General features: G+C 59.3%; 10 protein-coding genes and 4 pseudogenes. 6 read left to right on the top strand and 8 right to left on the bottom strand.

The features are described 5' to 3' along the window. The coding region (locus tag NKJ58_RS29355; protein WP_352854543.1) for an IS256 family transposase at positions 1 to 837 on the top strand (837 nt) is incomplete at its 5' end. 847 nt (positions 838 to 1,684) lie between these two features. Next, the gene (locus NKJ58_RS29350) at positions 1,685 to 2,038 is read left to right on the top strand and encodes a hypothetical protein (RefSeq protein WP_352720646.1); all 354 of its coding nucleotides are present in this window, start codon (positions 1,685 to 1,687) and stop codon (positions 2,036 to 2,038) included. A gap of 137 nt (positions 2,039 to 2,175) precedes the next feature. Here the strand turns inward: NKJ58_RS29350 and NKJ58_RS29345 are convergent, their stop codons facing one another. Next, positions 2,176 to 3,180, bottom strand: a complete 1,005-nt coding sequence (locus NKJ58_RS29345) for a glycosyltransferase family 10 domain-containing protein (RefSeq protein WP_352720644.1) — start codon at positions 3,178 to 3,180, stop codon at positions 2,176 to 2,178. An 82-nt stretch (positions 3,181 to 3,262) separates the two neighbouring features. Further along, positions 3,263 to 3,936: pseudogene (locus tag NKJ58_RS31560) on the bottom strand (ISL3 family transposase); the annotation flags it as partial. Positions 3,937 to 4,335: 399 nt separating this feature from the next. Between NKJ58_RS31560 and NKJ58_RS29335 the strand changes: the two are divergent. Beyond that, entirely contained in the window at positions 4,336 to 4,806 is a 471-nt protein-coding gene (locus NKJ58_RS29335) for a Ros/MucR family transcriptional regulator (RefSeq protein ID WP_023783325.1), read from the top strand. A gap of 219 nt (positions 4,807 to 5,025) precedes the next feature. Here NKJ58_RS29335 and NKJ58_RS29330 read toward each other — a convergent pair whose 3' ends face one another. After that, a complete protein-coding gene (locus NKJ58_RS29330) occupies positions 5,026 to 5,238 on the bottom strand; it encodes a cold-shock protein (protein ID WP_352854541.1) in 213 nt (70 codons plus the stop codon). Positions 5,239 to 5,610: 372 nt separating this feature from the next. Between NKJ58_RS29330 and NKJ58_RS29325 the strand changes: the two genes are divergently transcribed. The 3 genes and pseudogenes from NKJ58_RS29325 to NKJ58_RS29315 all read left to right on the top strand — a co-directional run bounded on the left by NKJ58_RS29325 (position 5,611) and on the right by NKJ58_RS29315 (position 8,857). Then, positions 5,611 to 5,835 carry a hypothetical protein gene (locus NKJ58_RS29325; RefSeq protein ID WP_352854539.1) on the top strand — a complete coding sequence of 75 codons (225 nt, stop codon included), beginning with the start codon at positions 5,611 to 5,613 and terminating at the stop codon, positions 5,833 to 5,835. A gap of 656 nt (positions 5,836 to 6,491) precedes the next feature. Further along, positions 6,492 to 7,199, top strand: a pseudogene (locus tag NKJ58_RS29320) (M16 family metallopeptidase); the annotation flags it as partial. Between the two features lie 200 nt (positions 7,200 to 7,399). Then, positions 7,400 to 8,857, top strand: coding sequence for an NAD-dependent succinate-semialdehyde dehydrogenase (locus NKJ58_RS29315; RefSeq protein WP_352854537.1), 1,458 nt, complete (start codon positions 7,400 to 7,402; stop codon positions 8,855 to 8,857). A 756-nt stretch (positions 8,858 to 9,613) separates the two neighbouring features. Here NKJ58_RS29315 and NKJ58_RS29310 read toward each other — a convergent pair. From NKJ58_RS29310 to NKJ58_RS29290, 5 genes and pseudogenes are all read right to left on the bottom strand, one after another. Then, positions 9,614 to 11,617, bottom strand: coding sequence for a class I tRNA ligase family protein (locus tag NKJ58_RS29310; protein WP_352854535.1), 2,004 nt, complete (start codon positions 11,615 to 11,617; stop codon positions 9,614 to 9,616). A gap of 336 nt (positions 11,618 to 11,953) precedes the next feature. Further along, a complete protein-coding gene (locus NKJ58_RS29305; protein WP_352854532.1) occupies positions 11,954 to 12,733 on the bottom strand; it encodes a phytanoyl-CoA dioxygenase family protein in 780 nt (259 codons plus the stop codon). Between the two features lie 506 nt (positions 12,734 to 13,239). After that, positions 13,240 to 14,544 (bottom strand): lysine N(6)-hydroxylase/L-ornithine N(5)-oxygenase family protein, encoded by a 1,305-nt coding sequence (locus NKJ58_RS29300; RefSeq protein ID WP_352854530.1) that lies wholly within the window; start codon positions 14,542 to 14,544, stop codon positions 13,240 to 13,242. 800 nt (positions 14,545 to 15,344) lie between these two features. Further along, positions 15,345 to 16,495, bottom strand: a pseudogene (locus tag NKJ58_RS29295) (IS256 family transposase). A 1,177-nt stretch (positions 16,496 to 17,672) separates the two neighbouring features. Continuing rightward, a pseudogene (locus tag NKJ58_RS29290) lies at positions 17,673 to 18,156 on the bottom strand (transposase); the annotation flags it as partial.

The following is an 18,156-nucleotide window of genomic DNA, read 5'->3' as shown; positions in this document are numbered from 1 at the left end:
ATCACGGAAGAGCTGTGCGGTCATGCCTTCTCGGCTTCGTCGATCTCGGCCATCAACAAGCGCTTGGACGAGAGCCTGAAGGCGTTTGCCGAACGACCGCTTCAGGAGCCATTCCCCTACCTCATTCTCGATGCCCGCTACGAGAAAGTGCGCGAAGCCGGCATCGTGATGAGCCAGGCGGTGCTGATCGCGGTCGGCATCGACTGGGACGGGCGCCGGCAGATCCTGGCCGTGGAGATGGCCAATCGCGAGAGCCGCTCGGCCTGGAAGGACTTCCTCGTCGGCTTGAAACGACGCGGCCTCAAGGGCGTCGAACTGGCCGTGTCCGACGACCATGCCGGCCTGGTCGCGGCGATCGGCGAGGTGATCCCGGAAGCCGCATGGCAGCGCTGCTACGTCCACTTCCTCAGGAACGCGCTCGATCATCTGCCCAGGAAGCACGGCGACGATTGCCTGCAGGAACTGCGCTGGCTCTACGACCGGCGCGATCTCGCCGAGGCCAAGGCCGATCTCGCCGCATGGCTGTCCAAATGGTCCGCCCGCTACCCGCGACTGACCACCTGGGCGGAAGAAGCTATAGAACAGACGCTGACTTTCTTCCGGCTGCCGCGTCAGCATCACAAGCACCTAAAGTCCACCAACATGCTCGAACGGCTCAACGAGGAAATCCGCCGGCGCACCTATGTCGTGCGCATCTTCCCGAACGCCGAAAGCTGCCTGCGCCTGGTCAGGGCGCTGGCCGTCGAAACCAACGAAAACTGGATGGAGGCCAACCGCTATATCAACATGGATGATCTGCGCGAGCACAAGAAGCTCGCTCTACGCCAAGCCGCATGACCAGCTTCATGATCGCCCATTTTGCAGAACTTGACGCACACAACCCTTCAGGGAGGAGGAGTATCCCTGCTCGGCAACCGTTTGTATGCATCAAAGCACGCCCTGAGGGCGGCTTCGAGATTCGGTCACTGCGATCTTCCCGCCATCGTTGAGAAAGTCGATAGCATCCGCAAGAATGGCAATCTCTTGCACGATGTGCGCTGCACGCCTTGCGAAAAGTGAGCTTCTGAAACCTCAGGGTTCATTCGTTCCTCCTGACCGGCTGATTGCGTGAATCGACGTTGTCGACACCCGCCGACTGCACATTGTGATGTCACCAGCGATGGCGGTTTCAATACCTAAGCAGCGACGGTCTATGCGACAGTATGGATGTCCTATCGGAATAGCCGGTCCGCCTTGTCGATCGTCACACCGGCATATAGCTCCGCTTCTACGAACATCCCATCACGCGAGGAAAGACATGGCCAATACGCGCAGTATCGCCAATCTAGCCCTTGTGCCGGCGCGGCGCTTGAGCAGGTCCACCGGCTGTAACTGCCTCACACCTCGATCCACAGATCCTAGGCGATGACCACCTTGTCGTCATCATTTGACGGACGCGGGGCATTGGCCCATAAGCGAGCCACCGCAAACTGTGCGGTTGCCAATGCGTAATGATGTGAATTGGAATGATCTTCGGTTTGCGAAACACGCACGTCCGACGCAGCTTGCGTTGACAGAGGCGGTTTTACGCGCAATAGCACTTCCGCCGGCCTATTTTTGTGGAGTTCAATTGTGGTTCGGCCAAGGGAGCTGGGCGCCGGACCGGCCCCGTGTAAACCTCATCAAAGAGAGAGAGAGACCCTGCATGGAAGAATTCTTACCGCGCATCGCCACTGGTGTCGGCATCGGCCCGGCTCTCGCAGAGAAGGGCGTTGGGTTAATGCTGGGTTTCCTGCAAAGTCACGCGGCCGACGGTCCCGTTGCGCGCATGATCGAGGCCATTCCGGGAGCTTCGGAATTAGTAGCGAAGTATCATGGCGACGACCCAGAGGGTGGCGGCCTTATGGGGCTCGGCCAGCAATTAATGAGTGAGGGTCTCAGCATGGCAAAGATCGCCGGCCTCGCCAACGAGACGATCGCCTGCGCCAAGGAACATGCCGGCGACGAACTCGTGGACGAGGTCCTCAATTCCGTTCCCGGCCTTCCCCAGTTCGTCTGATCAGCGGCAGCCGGGGGCGCATGACCTCGTGCGCCCGTGCCGGCCCGTCTGCGCAGCAGGCATTCTCCGCCGAGCGTTCCGTACCGATCTCGCCAGACCACCGACCGCCGGGCACGCCAAGCGAGCGTTGGAGTACTTCATTCGTCTGTTCCAAAATCGACCTCAGGCGAATCGATGTGTATAATTTCCGGCGGTAAGGGTTTATCCTGAACGCTTTCGATGAAGCGCGCGAGATAAGCAAACGTATTATATTTCTCGAGGACCAACCGCTTCGCCTCTCTTATTGCGCCGCGACGTTCCTTCCAGAGGTCTGAGTCGATGATTTCTTGAATTTTTGGGATTACGTTCTTGTCCTCTGGGTCAATCAGAACCATAGAGTCCGAAGGGAAGAACCTCGTGATTGCCGGACTGCCGTAATAGATCGGCATTGTTTCAGCAACGAAGCAGTCCATAAGCTTCTCTGTAAAATAGTAATCAGCACGAGTATTCTCGAACGCTATACTGTAACGGTAAGGTGCGAGTGCGTTCCATTTATCTCCAATCAGCCGAAAACCTCGGCCGAACAGGTCAAAATCGAGCTCCTTTCTCAGCCGTTCCAGAAACGCCAGCCGATATCGATGTCCTTTAAGCAGGGCGATGTCGCTGGTAATCCATGAGAGCCGAAGCGGCTTATCCACGACTTCGCTGACCAGAAGTTGGTCATATGTCTTGTTTACAGACCAAGACCGAGTGATAGGTGGAGACAAAACGAATCGGCGCGCTGCATTCTGCCGAGCAGCCAGCTCTGCGTCACACGTCAGGACGATAGTATTTTTCCCCTGCCCTTCATGAAACGCGCGATGAGCTTTCGTCGGCGGTTCGCCGATTGCAAAAATTGTCCTGTTTGGGCTCGCCTCGATATCAACAGGGAGCCCAAAAAGAGAAGCAGAGTTAAAGACGATATGCCAATCGGGCACGAAGGATGTCGTGCGAACAAAAGCGACATTGTTCCAGATTCCACTGCCCTTTGGAGTGAGATGGTGGATCGCATCATCCAAAACGCCCCAAGAATCTAGACATGTAGCAACAATGGGCGCCGGGCGTTCCGTCAACAATTTGGCCGACAAAGAAATTTCACTCCCTTCACTCGTGAAGGTACTCAATCGCCATTCCGGATTGCGGTAACATTGGCCAACATAAACCTTCCGGGACCCGCTGTCGAGGCAATTGTCGCTTTGCACTTGACTAGGTTATTCCTCGCTTTGTGCGGTTATCAGGCCGGCTGAGTGGCAGCATGCGTGCCCTAAGGAGTTCGCAGCCCGCTCTGCCTACATGGTACCTTTGATCGTCTTCAGGCGGTTGATCAGCCCTTCCGCCTGGCCGTTGCTCCACGGTAGTTCAATGGCATCGCGAACGGCGTCAGCGTCACGGCGTAGGACCAGACCGGAACGCGTGATGGCGACGAACCCGGAGTTGACGCCACGTCGATCGAAGTGTCGAGCTCGCCCAATTCACAGGCCCGCAAAATGCCGCGGAAACGCATGGCAAGCCTGCGCATAGTGGCAAACTCATGTGATCCCTGCTTCAGGACGTCGACCTTTGTGGCCTAGGTGATCGTCAGCACATCCCGAGGCTTCGTGCAGAGGGCCGGGGCGACTACCGGCGAGATCACACGGCCGGTCGCGGGATTCCGTATGGGACAGCGTCGCTGGCTGGTTGACGCGTATGATTGAAGCAGGCGACGCACTGTCCTTGCCCGGCCTCTCGGCGCGGCGCCAGCTTGCGAGAAGCCGCTCCAGATTCGAGAAGCTGCCTGTGTCGCAGCGCTGTTCGATATCGTGGAACAGGTGTCGTCCGCAGCGATTGCCGTCTCTCGAGGACCGGCTAAGAAACGCCTCGAAATACATTGATGTCCTTGGTTACCAGCGGCGGTTCCCAGCCCCTTGGAAGAGCGGCTCACCGGGCGATGAACTTACATTTGGCCATGGCCAATGAACGTCCATCGTCCCTGATGCCACCAGCAAGCGATCACGATCCCTCGATTTCACAGTCAAAAGAAGTAATACCGAGACAAAAAAACGGCGCTTAGGCTCAAGACTACTAGCAAGTTCGACGCAAAGTTACAGCCGGGACGCGCCACGCACCTCGGCAGGGTCGCTAACAACGAGTGGCTCAGCGTCACGACGGGAAATATGGCGCATCGATGTCGCTTCTGGACGAGCATTGGCAATAACGCTGTCGAGCATTGTTGCTTTCAGCGGCAACCGGCCCTATGAAGCGACGCTTCGCTGACTATGTTTCACCGCCTGGAGAGTTTCATGACAGAAGAAGCCGGAAAAAACGTCGACACCCTCATTGAGCTTGCCGCCGATGTCGTGTCGGCCTATGTCTCCAACAATCCGATCCCGGTGGGGGATCTCCCTGCCCTCATCGGCCAAGTGCATGCGGCTCTGAGAGCGACGGCCGGAGGTGTCTCTGCGCAAGAGCCGGTTGCCCTTACGCCTGCAGTCCCGATCAGGAAATCGGTGACACCGGACTACATCATCTCCCTTGAGGACGGGAAGAAATTCAAATCGCTAAAGCGCCATCTGTCGACCCACTATGGGCTGACGCCGGATGGATATCGGGCCAAATGGGGCCTGCCGGCAGATTATCCCATGGTCGCGCCGAACTACGCCGCGGCGCGCTCGACATTGGCCAAGACGATGGGGCTCGGCCGCAAACCGAAGGCGCCGGAAGCGCCGGAGCCTGCGCCAACGAAGCGAACCCGCAAGAAGGTCGCGGCTTGATTTCGGCAATCGAGATTCGTTCTGGAGCGTTGCAGCCATCGGCTTAATCTGCGCGTCATATAAAAAGGCGGGGCCAACCCCGCCTTCCTTTCAAACAACTTTGTTTCATGAGGAATTCGCGACGCCTGCAGCAATCTGCTGCCCTCAGTTTTTGCTCGGTCCCGTCGAGCGGCCGTGAGGACCTACGTGCCTACTCTTGCCATGACGCAGGAGAAAATTTCAAACAGCTTTGCTGAGGCTGCCAGCGGAGGACTTGCCCGTGCGGCGATCCTGCTCGATCTCATAGTTGATCTTCTGGCCGTCAGCGAGGGTCGAGAGGCCCGCGCGTTCGACAGCGGAAATGTGGACGAAAACATCCGGACCGCCATTGTCGGGCTGGATAAATCCAAACCCCTTGGTGCTGTTGAACCACTTTACCGTTCCAGTCGGCATATACTTGTTCCTTCTTTTACAATGCAACGTGGGCAGGCCATTAGGCCTGTCCGAGTCATAGCCGAGAGTTGGGCGCAGCAAAAAGCGAAAAATTGTTAAGCCCCGATCAGTTGGCGCACTCCATTGTGGGCGTAGCCGCCAGCAAGCACTGTCCTACACTACCGCTCGAGCGTGGCCGGAAGCGCCCAATTTCTTCCAACGCTCCTCAGCGCCACGTCGATGGCTCGTGTTTGGAGGCACGGGACGTAAGGCCGACCGCTGCTCGTGCCGCAGGTCAAAGGCCGGGTAGTTCACGGAACTGCCTTCGAGCATAACGGCTTGGCAAGCGCATGAAGGAGTTTCGATTTGGATTGTTTCAAGAGGGTCGAGGGGTTGATCGATGCGACCAGCGTGGAAGCGGATAGCGCGCGCGTTTTGCTGGACCAGTTCAAGGGCAAGTCAGAAACAATCGCCCAAGCGATTGACGACTTCCTGCTTGATTTCATGACCTTGCTGTTTGTGGTAGAAGCCACCCGCGAGCAGTTCCACAATCCGGCGAGGCGGTTAGCGCGCATCAGATTGAGCAAGGTCAGGCTGTTACTCACGCGATGCTCTTGACCTAAGCGACCACTCCGCCAGGCATGCATTTGCAGCCGAGCGCACCAGGCGGTATTTTACGCACATGAAATCAACCGCGACTGCTAATTCTCCTGTTTGGTGCCCAGGGACAACGGCAAGCGCGCACAGCTTCGGTGCTGCTGTCCTGCAGCGACAAATGTTGCCTGCATGCCCCCACGGCGAGCGCTGGAGCGACAACATCTCAATTCTGTCCGTCAGTGCAGCGGCCTTCGAAGCGCATCGTGTACCCCTCCCCGGCAGCGCGCCTCATCGTCTTCCGAAGGAAGACGATACTCTCAGCCATGCTCGCGTCGCCTTCAGCCCTGTTCGATGGCCCATAATGTCGGATGCGCAACATGTCAGACCCGACTTGTCTTCATGCCTCGAATGGTTTTCTGATCTGGCACGGTGCATGCATGGTCGTCCGCAGACGTCGCGGACCAAGGAAAATCCGTCCAATGACCACCCTCGCCAAGAACACCGCCGCAGGTCTCCTGGGTCCATCCGAAGATGAGGCTCGAGTGAGGCCTGGCCGCATGTTGGTCTGGCTCGGCGCTGCCCGCCGATCCTCCCCACGGGGAGGCGAAGACGCAACGCGTTCATCAAAATGAGGAACAAATCACTTTGCCTCGAACCTTGCCTTTCCAACCGGAGCCATCGATCGCTCCCCCTGGCTGCGCACGGCGTTCACTGCCACCGCCCTGGCCCTGGTGACGACCGCTCCGGCTCTGGCCGCCACCGACGGCGGCAAGATCGCGGGTTTCCTGCTCGACTATGGCATGGAAGGATCGACATCCGCGATCACCGCGCGCCAGTCGTCACTCACATGGTACAAGGTCAGCAGCGCCGACGAGCCACCCGGCAAATCCGGACTTGCCCATTTCCTTGAGCGTCTGATCTTCAAGGCGACCACCAACCGCGCCGGCAGCGAGTTCGACCGAGCCGTCTCAGTCAGCGGCGGCTACAATAACGCCCCCAACGCTATGACTAGCTTTGGGCGACATGATTGGCTTCGAGGCCGATCGCATGTTCAACCTCATCCTCAACGACGATATCAAGACCGAGCGCAACGTGATTCTGGAGGAGCGCCGTTGGCGCAGAGAGACGAACCCGCAGGTCTGCTGGACGAGGAGGTCAACGCGACGTTGCGGCCGATCAGCCCTACCGCATTCCGGTCAACGGCTGGATGCAGGAGATGGACAAGCTGAACGGCACCGACGCATTCACGATCTACAACAAATGCTGCCGACCCGAACAACGCCGTGCTGGTGGTGGCCGGCGACGCAGAGCCTGAGACGGTGAAGGCGCTGGCCGCGAAGACCTATGGCAAGGTTGCGCGCGGGCCGGTCCTGCCCCCGCGCACCTGACCGGCCGAGCCCGAAAGTAGAACCGCGAGGCATCTTCTAGCGATTTCAGGGTATTCTCCTTTCCACTTGGGTACCGTGGTCTGCTAGCTGTCTGGCCGAGGCCCTATAAGGAACTTGGCATCCGGAATAGACACCGCACTTGCCATATACCCCTGCTGCGTTTGAGGAGGAATCCGGTATTGCCCCTGTGCCTGCCGATGACCCGTCACCTGAGATCCCCTGACCTGTTTCGATCCATTGATCGCCTGCCGACACTTGGCACGCGGATTAGCGAGCGGACATTCGAGGTTCTCAACCCGTCGACCGGCGAAGTGCTGGCAGAACTACCCGACATGGGTGTCGAAGAGACATGCGCTGCGATCGACAAGGCCTATGTCGCGCAGCCTGGATGGGCAGGGTTTACCGCCCGTGAGCGCAGCGACGTTCTATGGCGATGGTATCAGTTGATCATCGACCACGCCGACGATCTCGCTGCAATTCTCACCGCGGAGATGGGCAAGCCGCTTGCAGAGGCCAAATCGGAGCTATCGCATGCTGCGGCGTATCTGCAATGGTACGCCGAGGAGGCAAATCGCATCTATGGCGAGACGATCTCCGCACCATCGACGGACCGCCGAATGTTGGTGATCAAGCAGCCCATCGGGGTCGTCGGCACGATAACGCCATGGAATTTCCCAGCCTCGATGGTGGCGCGCAAAATCTCGCCAGCCTTGGCAGCGGGCTGCACGATCGTCCTCAAGCCCGCTGAACAGACGCCGCTCGTGGCTGGAGCAATGTTCGCCCTCGCCCATCAGGCAGGCTTCCCCGAAGGCGTCGTCAACCTGATCTATGCGTCCGAAGGTGACGCGGTCGGCCGCGAACTTTGCACAAATCCCAAGGTCCGCAAGATCAGCTTCACCGGGTCTACGGAGATCGGGCGCCTACTCATGCGCCAGTGCTCGGACCAGATCAAAAAAGTCAGCCTAGAGCTCGGCGGCAATGCACCTTTCATCGTGTTCGATGATGCGGATGTCCATGCCGCAGTTGACGGTGCGATCCAGGCGAAGTACCGCAATGCCGGCCAGACCTGCGTTTCAGCGAACCGCCTTTACGTCCAGTCGGGCGTTCACGACGAGTTCGTCGAGAAATTCGTGGAACGGGCTCGCCAACTTCAAGTTGGTGACGGTTTCGCTCCCGGAGTGGACATCGGGCCTCTCATCGACAAGCAGGCTTTGGCCAAGATTGAATCCCATATTGCCGATGCCGTAGCTAAAGGCGGCGCAATTCGATGCGGGGGCAAACGCGTCGGCACGAATGGCACGTTTTTCCAACCAACGGTCCTGACCGGTGTCACCAGCGAGATGACCGTGGCGCAAGAAGAGACATTCGGGCCGCTCGCACCGATTATTCGCTTCAACGATGCGGATCAGGTCGTGCGTGATGCCAATGAAACGATCTACGGCCTCGCGGCGTATTTTTATGCCTCTAACCTGAAGCGTGTCTGGCGTGTCGCCGAGGGCTTGGAATATGGAATGGTCGGGGTAAATACCGGCCGGATGTCTTCGGAAGCGGCGCCGTTCGGTGGGATAAAACAGTCCGGCATCGGGCGGGAGGGATCCCGCCATGGCCTCGAGGACTACCTCGAAATGAAATACCTCTGCATGGGCGGCATCTGAAGCATCGGCTTGCAGGGTTCACAGACGGGTTAACTAGCGAGCGATCTCCAAACATGTGAATTGTAGAATCGCTCCTCGATTGGGAACTGAGGGGCGGTCCGCACCCGAGCAAACACGCAATCCTGAGGAGCCGCCTAAAATAGCTGGATGTATCTCTCGACGAGACAAGCGTCTGCGTTTTCGGCGAAGACGGCGCGCATGCGACGGAGGATACGCTTGCGATTTGGCGGCCCTCGCCGACTATCCTCAGGCGACGGGCTGTCGTTGCGCGGTCTGGTTGGAAGCTTGTGCACCAAGCCATCGTAATCAGTAGCTCAGCTGTTCTTCGGCTGACTGCCGCGCCGGTACATGCTCGGACAGAATCGAAGGTACCATCACGCGGCATTCGCATCCACATTGGTGATCGGCGCACGGTCCAGGGCGCGCCAGGTTGACCGAGCGGGTCGAACCGAATGACAGCCTTGACCGGCTGGAGGACGGAAATCCCGATGCCGAAGAGGTTGGTCAGCCCAGTCGAGCCCACACGCATTTTCGGCACGAACAGCAAGGGCTGGGAAGCGATCGGCCGAGCGGTCCTCGAAGGCGCGGGCCAGGGTCGTTTGACGACGCGTTGGTTCAGGTCAGCTAATCTAGTCTCTACCGTTCAGAGCGGCTTCTCTTGCCAGTGACAGCGGGTCAAGATATTTGGCATCGTCGGCTTTGATTGCCGCGCAGATCTGGTCGAGATGGGGACAGCTCACTGGTGCACCTTTGGGCTCATAGTGTTTCCTCGTCATGGAGATGAGGATTGCCGGATTTGGCGTAGAACACCAACACGGGTCCGAGATCAAAGCGCGTCCCAGGCGCAAGGCGCTGGACGGACCGGGGCCATGTTTCGGTTGAGGCGCCATCCATGCCTCGCGCCAGCGTTCTGGCGAAGCGGGGCATCAGCGGAGCGAGTGTCGGTGCCAGGATCGCAGCGGCCGTCGTCTGAAGGGCTAGCGAAGTCCGATTGCGGGCGGGATAGAAACGTCGCGCCGCCGCAAAGTCTCGCGCCCCGCGGTAGATCACGCAATCGCGCACGAATTCGCAGACCTGAGTGGCCGCGCGCCGAACCGAGAAGCCTTCGTCCGAATAGGCGCGCTCCATCGCAGCACGATAGATCTCTATGCGAGCAAAGAAGGCGCGGTCGGCCGGGCTCCAGTCGCCTGCATCGGGTACACGGCCGGCAAAATCCTGCTTGATTTCCTGGTTCAACGCCTCAAGCCAGTTCAGCCAGATGCTTTGGAACACCTCTTTCTCGGTGCGGCGCAGCGCGTCCAGCGTGAAATCCGTCCGCTCACCTTCCGGGCGTGTCAGGCCCAAATGAAGGCGCACGACGTCGACTGTCTTTGGGCTCAGAACCTCCTTGCCCCAGACCGCATGGCGGCAGCTGGTTGAGAACTTCTTGCCGTCGAGCAGGTAGAACTCGTTGACGTGATAGCGGATGCGTGGCGTCCAGTGGGAGAAGACCTCGGCGTAAAGAGCGGGGTAGAGTAGCGCGTGGTAGAACGAATTGTCGAAGCCGAAGAAATGGACAATCTGCCAGTCGTTGCCGGGCATCTCCGCCTTCCAGTCGCGACCCATCGAGCGGCCGAGCGCCTGGATGTTGTACAGAAAACCGAATGCCATCTCCGGCCACACCCAGATCACTTGCCCCGGGAACCCCTCCGCCGGCAGGCCCCAGTCCGAGGGGTGGGTAATGGGCACTGAAAAGTCGCCGCGTTGGCGTAGGCGCGCGAAGAGATCCAAGATCCGTAGCGGGACGCCCGACGCCCTTAGATGCCGGTCGATATTGTCGTAGCATTGGTCCATGGCAAGTTCTGGACGGCGGAGGGAGCCGACCACCGGCGCCTCGGCAGACTGCCGTGACCGCGCTGCACCTAAGTCGTGGCAAAGGTTTGGGGCACCGCATTCCTCGCAGATGTTGCCAGCGGCGGAGCCGCCGCAATCGGGGCAGAGGCCGCCAACATCCGGCTCGTAAAGATAGTGGCCTGTCACAGCATCAAAAAGCGCAGGGCTCTGGCGCAAATCTACCGCCGCGCTGCTCAGAAGACTCCGGAAACACGCGGTTTGGAACTCGCCGTAACCGTCATCGTCCATTGTGGCTTGGAAGCTGTGGATCTCACAATCGAGATGTGCAAGCGTGGCGCGAATCTCGTCGGCGTAGTAGCGCGCCACATTTGCAGGCGTCGATTGATCGGCATCGGCGCGTGTCGCGACGTAGCTCTGGTAATCGTCGCTTCCGGTCAGGTGATAGGCCTCCACTCCTTTCATGCGCAGGAAACGAGTATAGACGTCAGCGCCGAAATAAGGGCCAGAAAGATGCCCCAGATGCAGATCGCCATTTGGCGTTGGCGGCGTGGAGAAGACGAAGATTGGGCCGCGTGGAGTCGTGGTCTTTGCAGCGGCATCAAGGGCGGCCTCGCCGTCTCGCCAGTAGACAGCGACGAAATCTAGGTCTTTGTTTCCGTCATTGCGCAGCACATGCGCTTCAAAAGGATGGAACAGAACGACATCGCCCGCCTCGACCGAGATTTCCCCCCGGTCGGTGGTGACATTGCCCGATCCTGACAGGACCACGAAGGCCTCGATTTCGTCGTGCCGATGGGGCTCGGATGTGACCCCGGGTCCAACCTTTCCGAACGAAAACCCCGTGCGAGCGCTGCCCGTTCCAAGCGTGGCCGTGTCGATACCGAACGCTCGCGACAGCTCCGTTCGAGAAAACGTGTATTTGCGCATGACAACCAACCTAAGCTGTTGAAGGAGTGGGACCTTTGGCTGCCAACGCAACAGCCTCCCGTGCAATTCGTGGAAAGAAAGGCAGTCCGAACATTGGCGGCCCGGCCAGGGATAGTGCAGCTCTGGGCCGGCAAGCGGGCAACCAAGGGGGGGGCACTAGTCGGGCTGTAGGCGCACAGAAGACCGCCTGCGACCACCTCCACAATCCACGTGCCAAAGCGTCGTAACGGGCTGCGGTCGATGCTCCGCGAGCCCGCAAATCAGACGGCGATACCGTCCGCGCATTTTTGAGCGGTCGATCAGTCGTGTGCATGCCTCCGCCTGGCCTGCGTGAGCTCAATCGCGATAGAAGATGCCATTTGGGGGCTTGAGATTGTCGAGATCGGCCACTTTGCCCTCGGGTGGGTTAAGGGCGCGCTTAAGCACGTTATATTCAGCGCGGGTCGGCCCGCCGGTTGAAGCACGCTGGAACACCAAGTAGAGCGTCCGCCGAGAACGATTGCTTTTGTTCGGTCGTGAGTAGTGCGGTGCGTAATCGTCGAAGATGAAGATGTCGCCAGCCTTCCATACTACGGGTTCCCAGGAGAACTTTTCGGCAACTTGAGGGTCGATCACCCCACCGGCATCCATGGGAAACACCCCCTTCTTGTGGTTGCCGGGGCTGAAGAAAAGCCCGCCGTTTTCCTCGTCGGAGTCGTCGATGCCTATGGCAACCACCGCATGGACCATCCGATCCGGGAGTTTGTGTGGAATGTGATAAATGTCCTGATGCGGGAGATAGCCGCCGCTGTCGGGGTAGTGGAAAATCAGCAACTCCTTGAGCCTGCGCGAATCTTCGCCAAGCAACTCCTCGACCGCTGACTTTATGCGCTGATCTTCTAAGAGCAAACGACGCAATGGATCATGGAAGTCGAGAAAATTCTCGATCTTGGAGATGATCTTTCGATTGTCCGTCGTCTTCTCGAACCACATGAGCCATTTATCATCGCTGACATCCCAGCGTGACATATCTTCGACAAAGGTAGAGATATCTTCCTGAGCCGCTGGATCGAAGAACCTTTCGAGCCTGACGTATCCGTCCTTCTGCCACTTTTCTCTTTGTGCATCAGTCAACATGCGAAAAGCCTCCTGTTGGAAACACTGGTTTGGTTGGACATGCCAATTAGGACGGTCGGACGCTGATCAAGTTGCGGGTCCACAGAGACGGACTCACGTGATGAGGGAGGCGATGCTAAGTGCGTTCCGCTCCGGCGGATATTGTCCGCAGAAGCTCGGCGCGAGACTGCCTATGTCAGGCTCAGCCGGGTCTAGGCGTTCCGCAAACTGGGCCGGATCAATCGCTTCACCCGGTTCAACCACGACACGCATCGCCAAAGGCCGGCACCATCCGCTACCTGCCGACCCAGCCATGGCCGCCAAGACCACGGCGGTCTTTCGAGTGAGCGACTTGGTACGGCCTTGGCAACCGTAGGGGAAATGCACGCCCCCAGAGTGATGCGATGCGCCGCTTGGTCGAAGGGCTTGGTCGGTCACGATGATATCGGAGAAGCCTCCGGGGTTCGCCGCAGCGCAGGCGGGCATCATTCCTAGGATGCCACCGCCGATGATCAAAAGCATACGAGTCATATTCCACTGCCCATTTCTTCGGCTGCGTGGTCGGGCCAGCTCTCGATCGAGGTATGAGTGATGAAGCCAGGATGCTCGGGGTTCGCGCATGGCGCGCGCCCAAGTAGGCTATCGAGGATGCGACGCGCGCGCCAGGCCAGCAAGCTTAGGTTCGGATCGGCCAGGCCGCGCTGCCCGAGGCTCGCATTTTGTACGAAGATGCGTCTGTCACACGGTCCGTCCCAGCTCACCGAAAAATCCTCGCGAATAGCTAATTCATTGTCGATCTGCTCCAAGCGGCCCATGATCGGTTCCAACAAGCTTGGGACCGCGTTCTCGTAACCGGTGGCCAGGATGACGATGTCAGCCGTGACTTCTTCGACCTCGTCCATGCCATGCTGCAGGGTCAGCCTGTGACCCGGTCCGGCGTTGATGCAGTGCGAGACGGTGCAGCCCGGCCGCAGTGTGATGTCGCATCGGTATGGCTCGAAAAATGCGTGGCGGTACAGCGCCTGATAGATCGCGCGCAACGTGCTTTCCGAAATGCCGTCCGAAGCAAGCACGAAACGCCGCAGGAGCAGCTTACGCTGCGACTCGCTCATCGCCGCGAAGCGATCCGAAAAGCAGGGCATGAACAACTCGTTTGTGAACGGGCTGTTGTCCAGAGGCAGATAGTTTTCGCGCTGCGAGACCCAAGTGATCGAGGCAGGCCGCCGTTCGTTCGGCAGGCCGACAAGGTGCAACATCACCTCGGCTCCCGACTGGCCTCCGCCGACCACGCAGACATGCTTTCTCCGCACCTCAGGGTGGATGTGCAGTAAAACCGATGAGTGGAACAGGTTGCGTCCAACCCAGCCCTGAAATTGAGGCGGAATTTGCGCCTGCTTGCCAATGCCGACCACAACGTTTCTGGCGCCGAGAACCGCCTTATCCGTCCGCACCTGAAACTCGCCGTCAAAGCGGATTTCGCGCACTGTCTCGCGGCCACGCACAAGTGGGTTCCTGTGGAAGACCCAGTTCAGGTATTGTTCGAACTCCACTCTGAGCACGGCTTCGAACTGTGCGTTCAGGAAGTGATACAGACGCCCGTTCTCGTGCAGGAAGTTTACGAAAGTGTAGGCTGATCGCGGATTCACTAGAGTGACCAGGTCCTTGAAGTGGCTGACCTGGAGCTCCGAGGAATCGAATGCGATGCCTGGATGCCAGCGGAAGTCGACCTGCCGATCCAGGAACACTGCCCCTTTCCCAACTTGCTCGTGTATCTGACACGCAAGGCTCAAATTGGACGGGCCAGCACCGATCCCAACGCAAGATAACTCCACCTGCTTCCTCCTATAGCGTCTTCCCACTAGGCGGCTTGTTCGCGGCGAATATAGGCCATAGCCATTAGCCTCCGCTCACGGACTTCGAGCCCCAGTCCCGACCGGGCTTGCGAGAATTTGTCCTGCGCGTTCGGGTCTTCGCATGTAGACCCGCGCATTCCAGCGCGGTGACAATCGACGGGTCATGCCGGCGACGTGGGGCAACGACGTTTGTCCTTTCCGCCCGTCTGGGTGCCCCCCTCGCCGTCACGCGAGGAGCTTTCCAGGCCCACTAAGGTGTTTGAAGCCGGCGCAATCGCCTGCCTCGACCATGACGCGCCGGCCTTTCGGCGGCTTGATGGCAGGCGAGAGCGCGGTTTTCACTGCGGCGACAGCATTTTCGTGCGCATGATCATGGACGACGTCTCGCTGATGCGTTCGCAGAGTCCCATGCATGGGCCGTGCCAGAGAAGGAAATTTTATTAAAACAATGGGTTGGCGGATTTACGATCCTGTCAGAAATCCGACATTGAGGGGGACGCCTCACTGCGGCGCCCCATTTGCACGTCGATGTCGCCTTTTTCGATAGCTAATCGGGCCCTTCTGCACCAAAATACTTCTCTTGTGGAGACCAGCACGAAGTCTTCATGATCGGACAGTGCAGAACCTTGCGTCTCTGCCGGACAGAGTACCCGCAGGATCGGCATCTGTTCCCCGCCGACCAGCCGACCGCGTGGCAAAGATTGAGAGCGGCGAAGCTTCCGCTAACGGCCACATTTCTCCGGTAGATCGTGTCCCGCGGCGTGGTGTAGCTGGCGGCATTAGTCGCCGTGCTCTCCGGCATGGGCCGGGCTGATCAGCGCGCCACGGCTGGCAAGGCTGATCAGGGGATCATCGCTCATCTGGCTGATCGTTTCCAGAGTCATAAATCTGGCCCGCTGCACTGCCCATTCATCGTTCTGTTCGAGCAGGATTGCGCCGACGAGGCGTTCGGATTCGTCGAGTGGAGCTTGGCGCGATGTTCCTTGGGGAAGGTCATGTAGGCCAGCACGTCGGGCTCGGCGTCGTCCATGGTTGTCGCCAGCTTCGGCACCTTCGGCCGGATCTGGTCGGCGACGGCGCGCCATTGTACGGACGCGGCCTCGGGCGTTTCCTGGGCGAAAGCGGTGGGGATGAAGGCTGAGACGACCCTGCGGCCGCTCTTGCCGGCATGGGCCAGCACGTTCCTCATGAAGTGGACGCGGTACCTCTGCCATGTGCGCGCACAGCACCTTGGTGACGGCCGCCTTGTGGCCTTCGTGAGCATCGGAGACGACGAGCTTGACGCCGCGCAGGCCGCGACGTGTCAGCTTGCGCAGGAACTCCGTCAGATCGGCTCGGCCTCCGAGGTGCCAATCTCCGTGCCCAGTACCTCGCGCCGGCCGTCCGCGTTGACGCCGACGGCGATGATAACGGCGGCCGAGACGATCCGCCCACCGCGGCGCACCTTCAGGTAAGTGGCGTCGATCCACAGGTATGGCCAATCGCCCTCGATCGGCCGATCGAGGAAGGCCTTCACCTCCCCGTCGATCTCCTCGCACAGCCGCGAGACCTGGCTCTTGGATATGCCGCTCATACCCATGGCCTTGACCAGGTCGTCAACCGACCGGGTCGAGATGCCTTGCACATAAGCTTCCTGGATGACGGCGGTTAGCGCCTTCTCGGCCATGCGGCGCGGTTCGAGGAAACCTGGGAAGTAGCTTCCCTTCCTGAGCTTCGGGATGCGCAGCTCGACCGTGCCGGCCCGCGTCTCCCAGTCCCGGTCGCGGTAGCCATTGCGCTGGGCGAGCCGCAGCGGGTTCTTCTCGCCATAGCTGGCGCCGGTGGCCGCGCCCACCTCCATTTCCATCAGTCGCTCGGCGGCAAAGCCGATCATCTCCCGCAGCAGATCGGCATCCGGGGTCTTCTCCACGAGCGTGCGCAGGTTCATCATGTCGTCGGCATCGGTGGTCCTTCCGAAATGGGTTGGCGTCAACAACCAAACCCTACCGGAAAGCGCCGATGACCACCCACACGCCGCTCGCTCGCTACAGCGCTACTAACGGCGCGCTCGTGAGCGGCTTCGCTACCGCCGAGCTACACCACCTGGTGGGACACGATCCAAGTTCGCGGACCGGCAAAGAAAGGTATCTCATTCGAAGCATCTTAGGCTGGAAAATTTCAAGCTGTGTCTGGCGCGTGTACCAACTTCCGTCGACATTAGTTTCGCCCGATACTCCGAGCCTTGGCTCAATTCGGACTGCACCGAAAATAGCAATCGCCTTTTCCTGCAGCCGACGAGCCCGGCCAACACAGTCATGCATCTGATCGTCAGCCCTAATACATGTTGAGGGGTCCGTGGCCAGGCTATTCTGCCGGCGCGAAGCGCGTGATGCGTGTCCAAAACCTGTCAGCGGCAGAAGACATGTCGGGTTCTACAACCGGCCATCTTGGCACACGAAGGTTTTCAAAGCGTAATCATGCGCGTACTGCGCGCTGAGCGTGCTGGCACGGCTTTTGCTCATTGAGATGCGGCAACACAGAGTAAAAGCTGACTGCATGCAGATGCGAGAGACGAGAGCTGCTCTCCTTTCTTTGAGCCCGTATCCGGCGCTTCTTAATGCCGTCGGAAATCCCTCTCGAGTCGGCTTGAGATTGCGTTCTCATATTCCATTCGCCGCGGACATTGACGCCCCCCAACTTCAACTTCTGAACGCCAGGGGTGAAACCGAATGCCCGGCAGGAGGCTGAGCTCGCTGCCGGGCCGGGTACGCCTTGGGAGGTGGCGTAAGTCAGCGGTTTTTCGGAGCCATGAGACGACTTCTCCGCAGATCGTTTTTCGAATAGCCTGCATGTAGCGTGCCAAAACAAAAAAGCATTTAAAACAACTGTGGCATGTTGCGTACCCGACATTGTCGGTATCGGACAACGCTGACCGTGGCTGAATGGCGCATGAATCAGCTCTCTCAGAGGGATTCTGTGCTGAGACAGCGCCGGGCAACTGGTACCAGCTGGATGCCTGGCACACAGTCATTGATTGCGACGGCTCTCAGCATCGAGTGCGGGGCTATTCGACCGAGCTGTCGATCGATGCGGAGATGGCGCGTAGCGCTGTTAAACTTTCCCGCGTCGCCGGCATACAGGAACAGCCGGAACTGATTGGCCGTCGCTCTTGTGCAGGATGTGCAGTCGGCGGCGAGATGCGTCTTCCAGGGTTTGATGTGGTTCCCGGCCGCGCCGGCAGTAGAATCCTCGTAGAGCGCCTTGGCTATTCCGCCTGCAAGATTGGTGACGATGAAGCGGCTGTCGGCCCCTTGGGCGCCGACATTGACGCGGGCGATGAGTGCTCGACGCGGCTCAAAGTGGCGGCGCCGTCCAGGAATTCCTTGAACCGGCGGACCTTGTTCGTCTTCGCCGACGCTTCAAAACGCGCCCGCGAGCGGCCTTCCAGATCCGCGACATGCTTGCGTAGGGTCGTGGTAGGCGCCTCGCCAAGGATGAAGTCGACATCGTTAGCGCAATCCATGATCTGCGGACTGCAATAGTGGCTGTCGGCCGGATCAGAATCCGGGTGCTCGGCCAGTTGCTCCGGATCGCCCGCACCAGGCGCACAAA

Origin of the sequence: Mesorhizobium sp. M0139 (assembly GCF_040322455.1) — a bacterium.
Taxonomy (GTDB): domain Bacteria; phylum Pseudomonadota; class Alphaproteobacteria; order Rhizobiales; family Rhizobiaceae; genus Mesorhizobium.
Note: the sequence above shows the minus strand (reverse complement) of the source record. Positions and strands in the feature narration are given on the sequence as shown.

What these genes read in the sequence shown, in the direction of transcription:
- NKJ58_RS29330 (WP_352854541.1), bottom strand. Translation starts at nt 5,238, where the DNA reads ATGCCGACTGGAACGGTAAAGTGGTTCAACAGCACCAAGGGGTTTGGA.
- NKJ58_RS29305 (WP_352854532.1), bottom strand. Translation starts at nt 12,733, where the DNA reads ATGTTGACTGATGCACAAAGAGAAAAGTGGCAGAAGGACGGATACGTC.
- NKJ58_RS29310 (WP_352854535.1), bottom strand. Translation starts at nt 11,617, where the DNA reads ATGCGCAAATACACGTTTTCTCGAACGGAGCTGTCGCGAGCGTTCGGT.
- NKJ58_RS29350 (WP_352720646.1), top strand. Translation starts at nt 1,685, where the DNA reads ATGGAAGAATTCTTACCGCGCATCGCCACTGGTGTCGGCATCGGCCCG.
- NKJ58_RS29315 (WP_352854537.1), top strand. Translation starts at nt 7,400, where the DNA reads ATGACCCGTCACCTGAGATCCCCTGACCTGTTTCGATCCATTGATCGC.
- NKJ58_RS29335 (WP_023783325.1), top strand. Translation starts at nt 4,336, where the DNA reads ATGACAGAAGAAGCCGGAAAAAACGTCGACACCCTCATTGAGCTTGCC.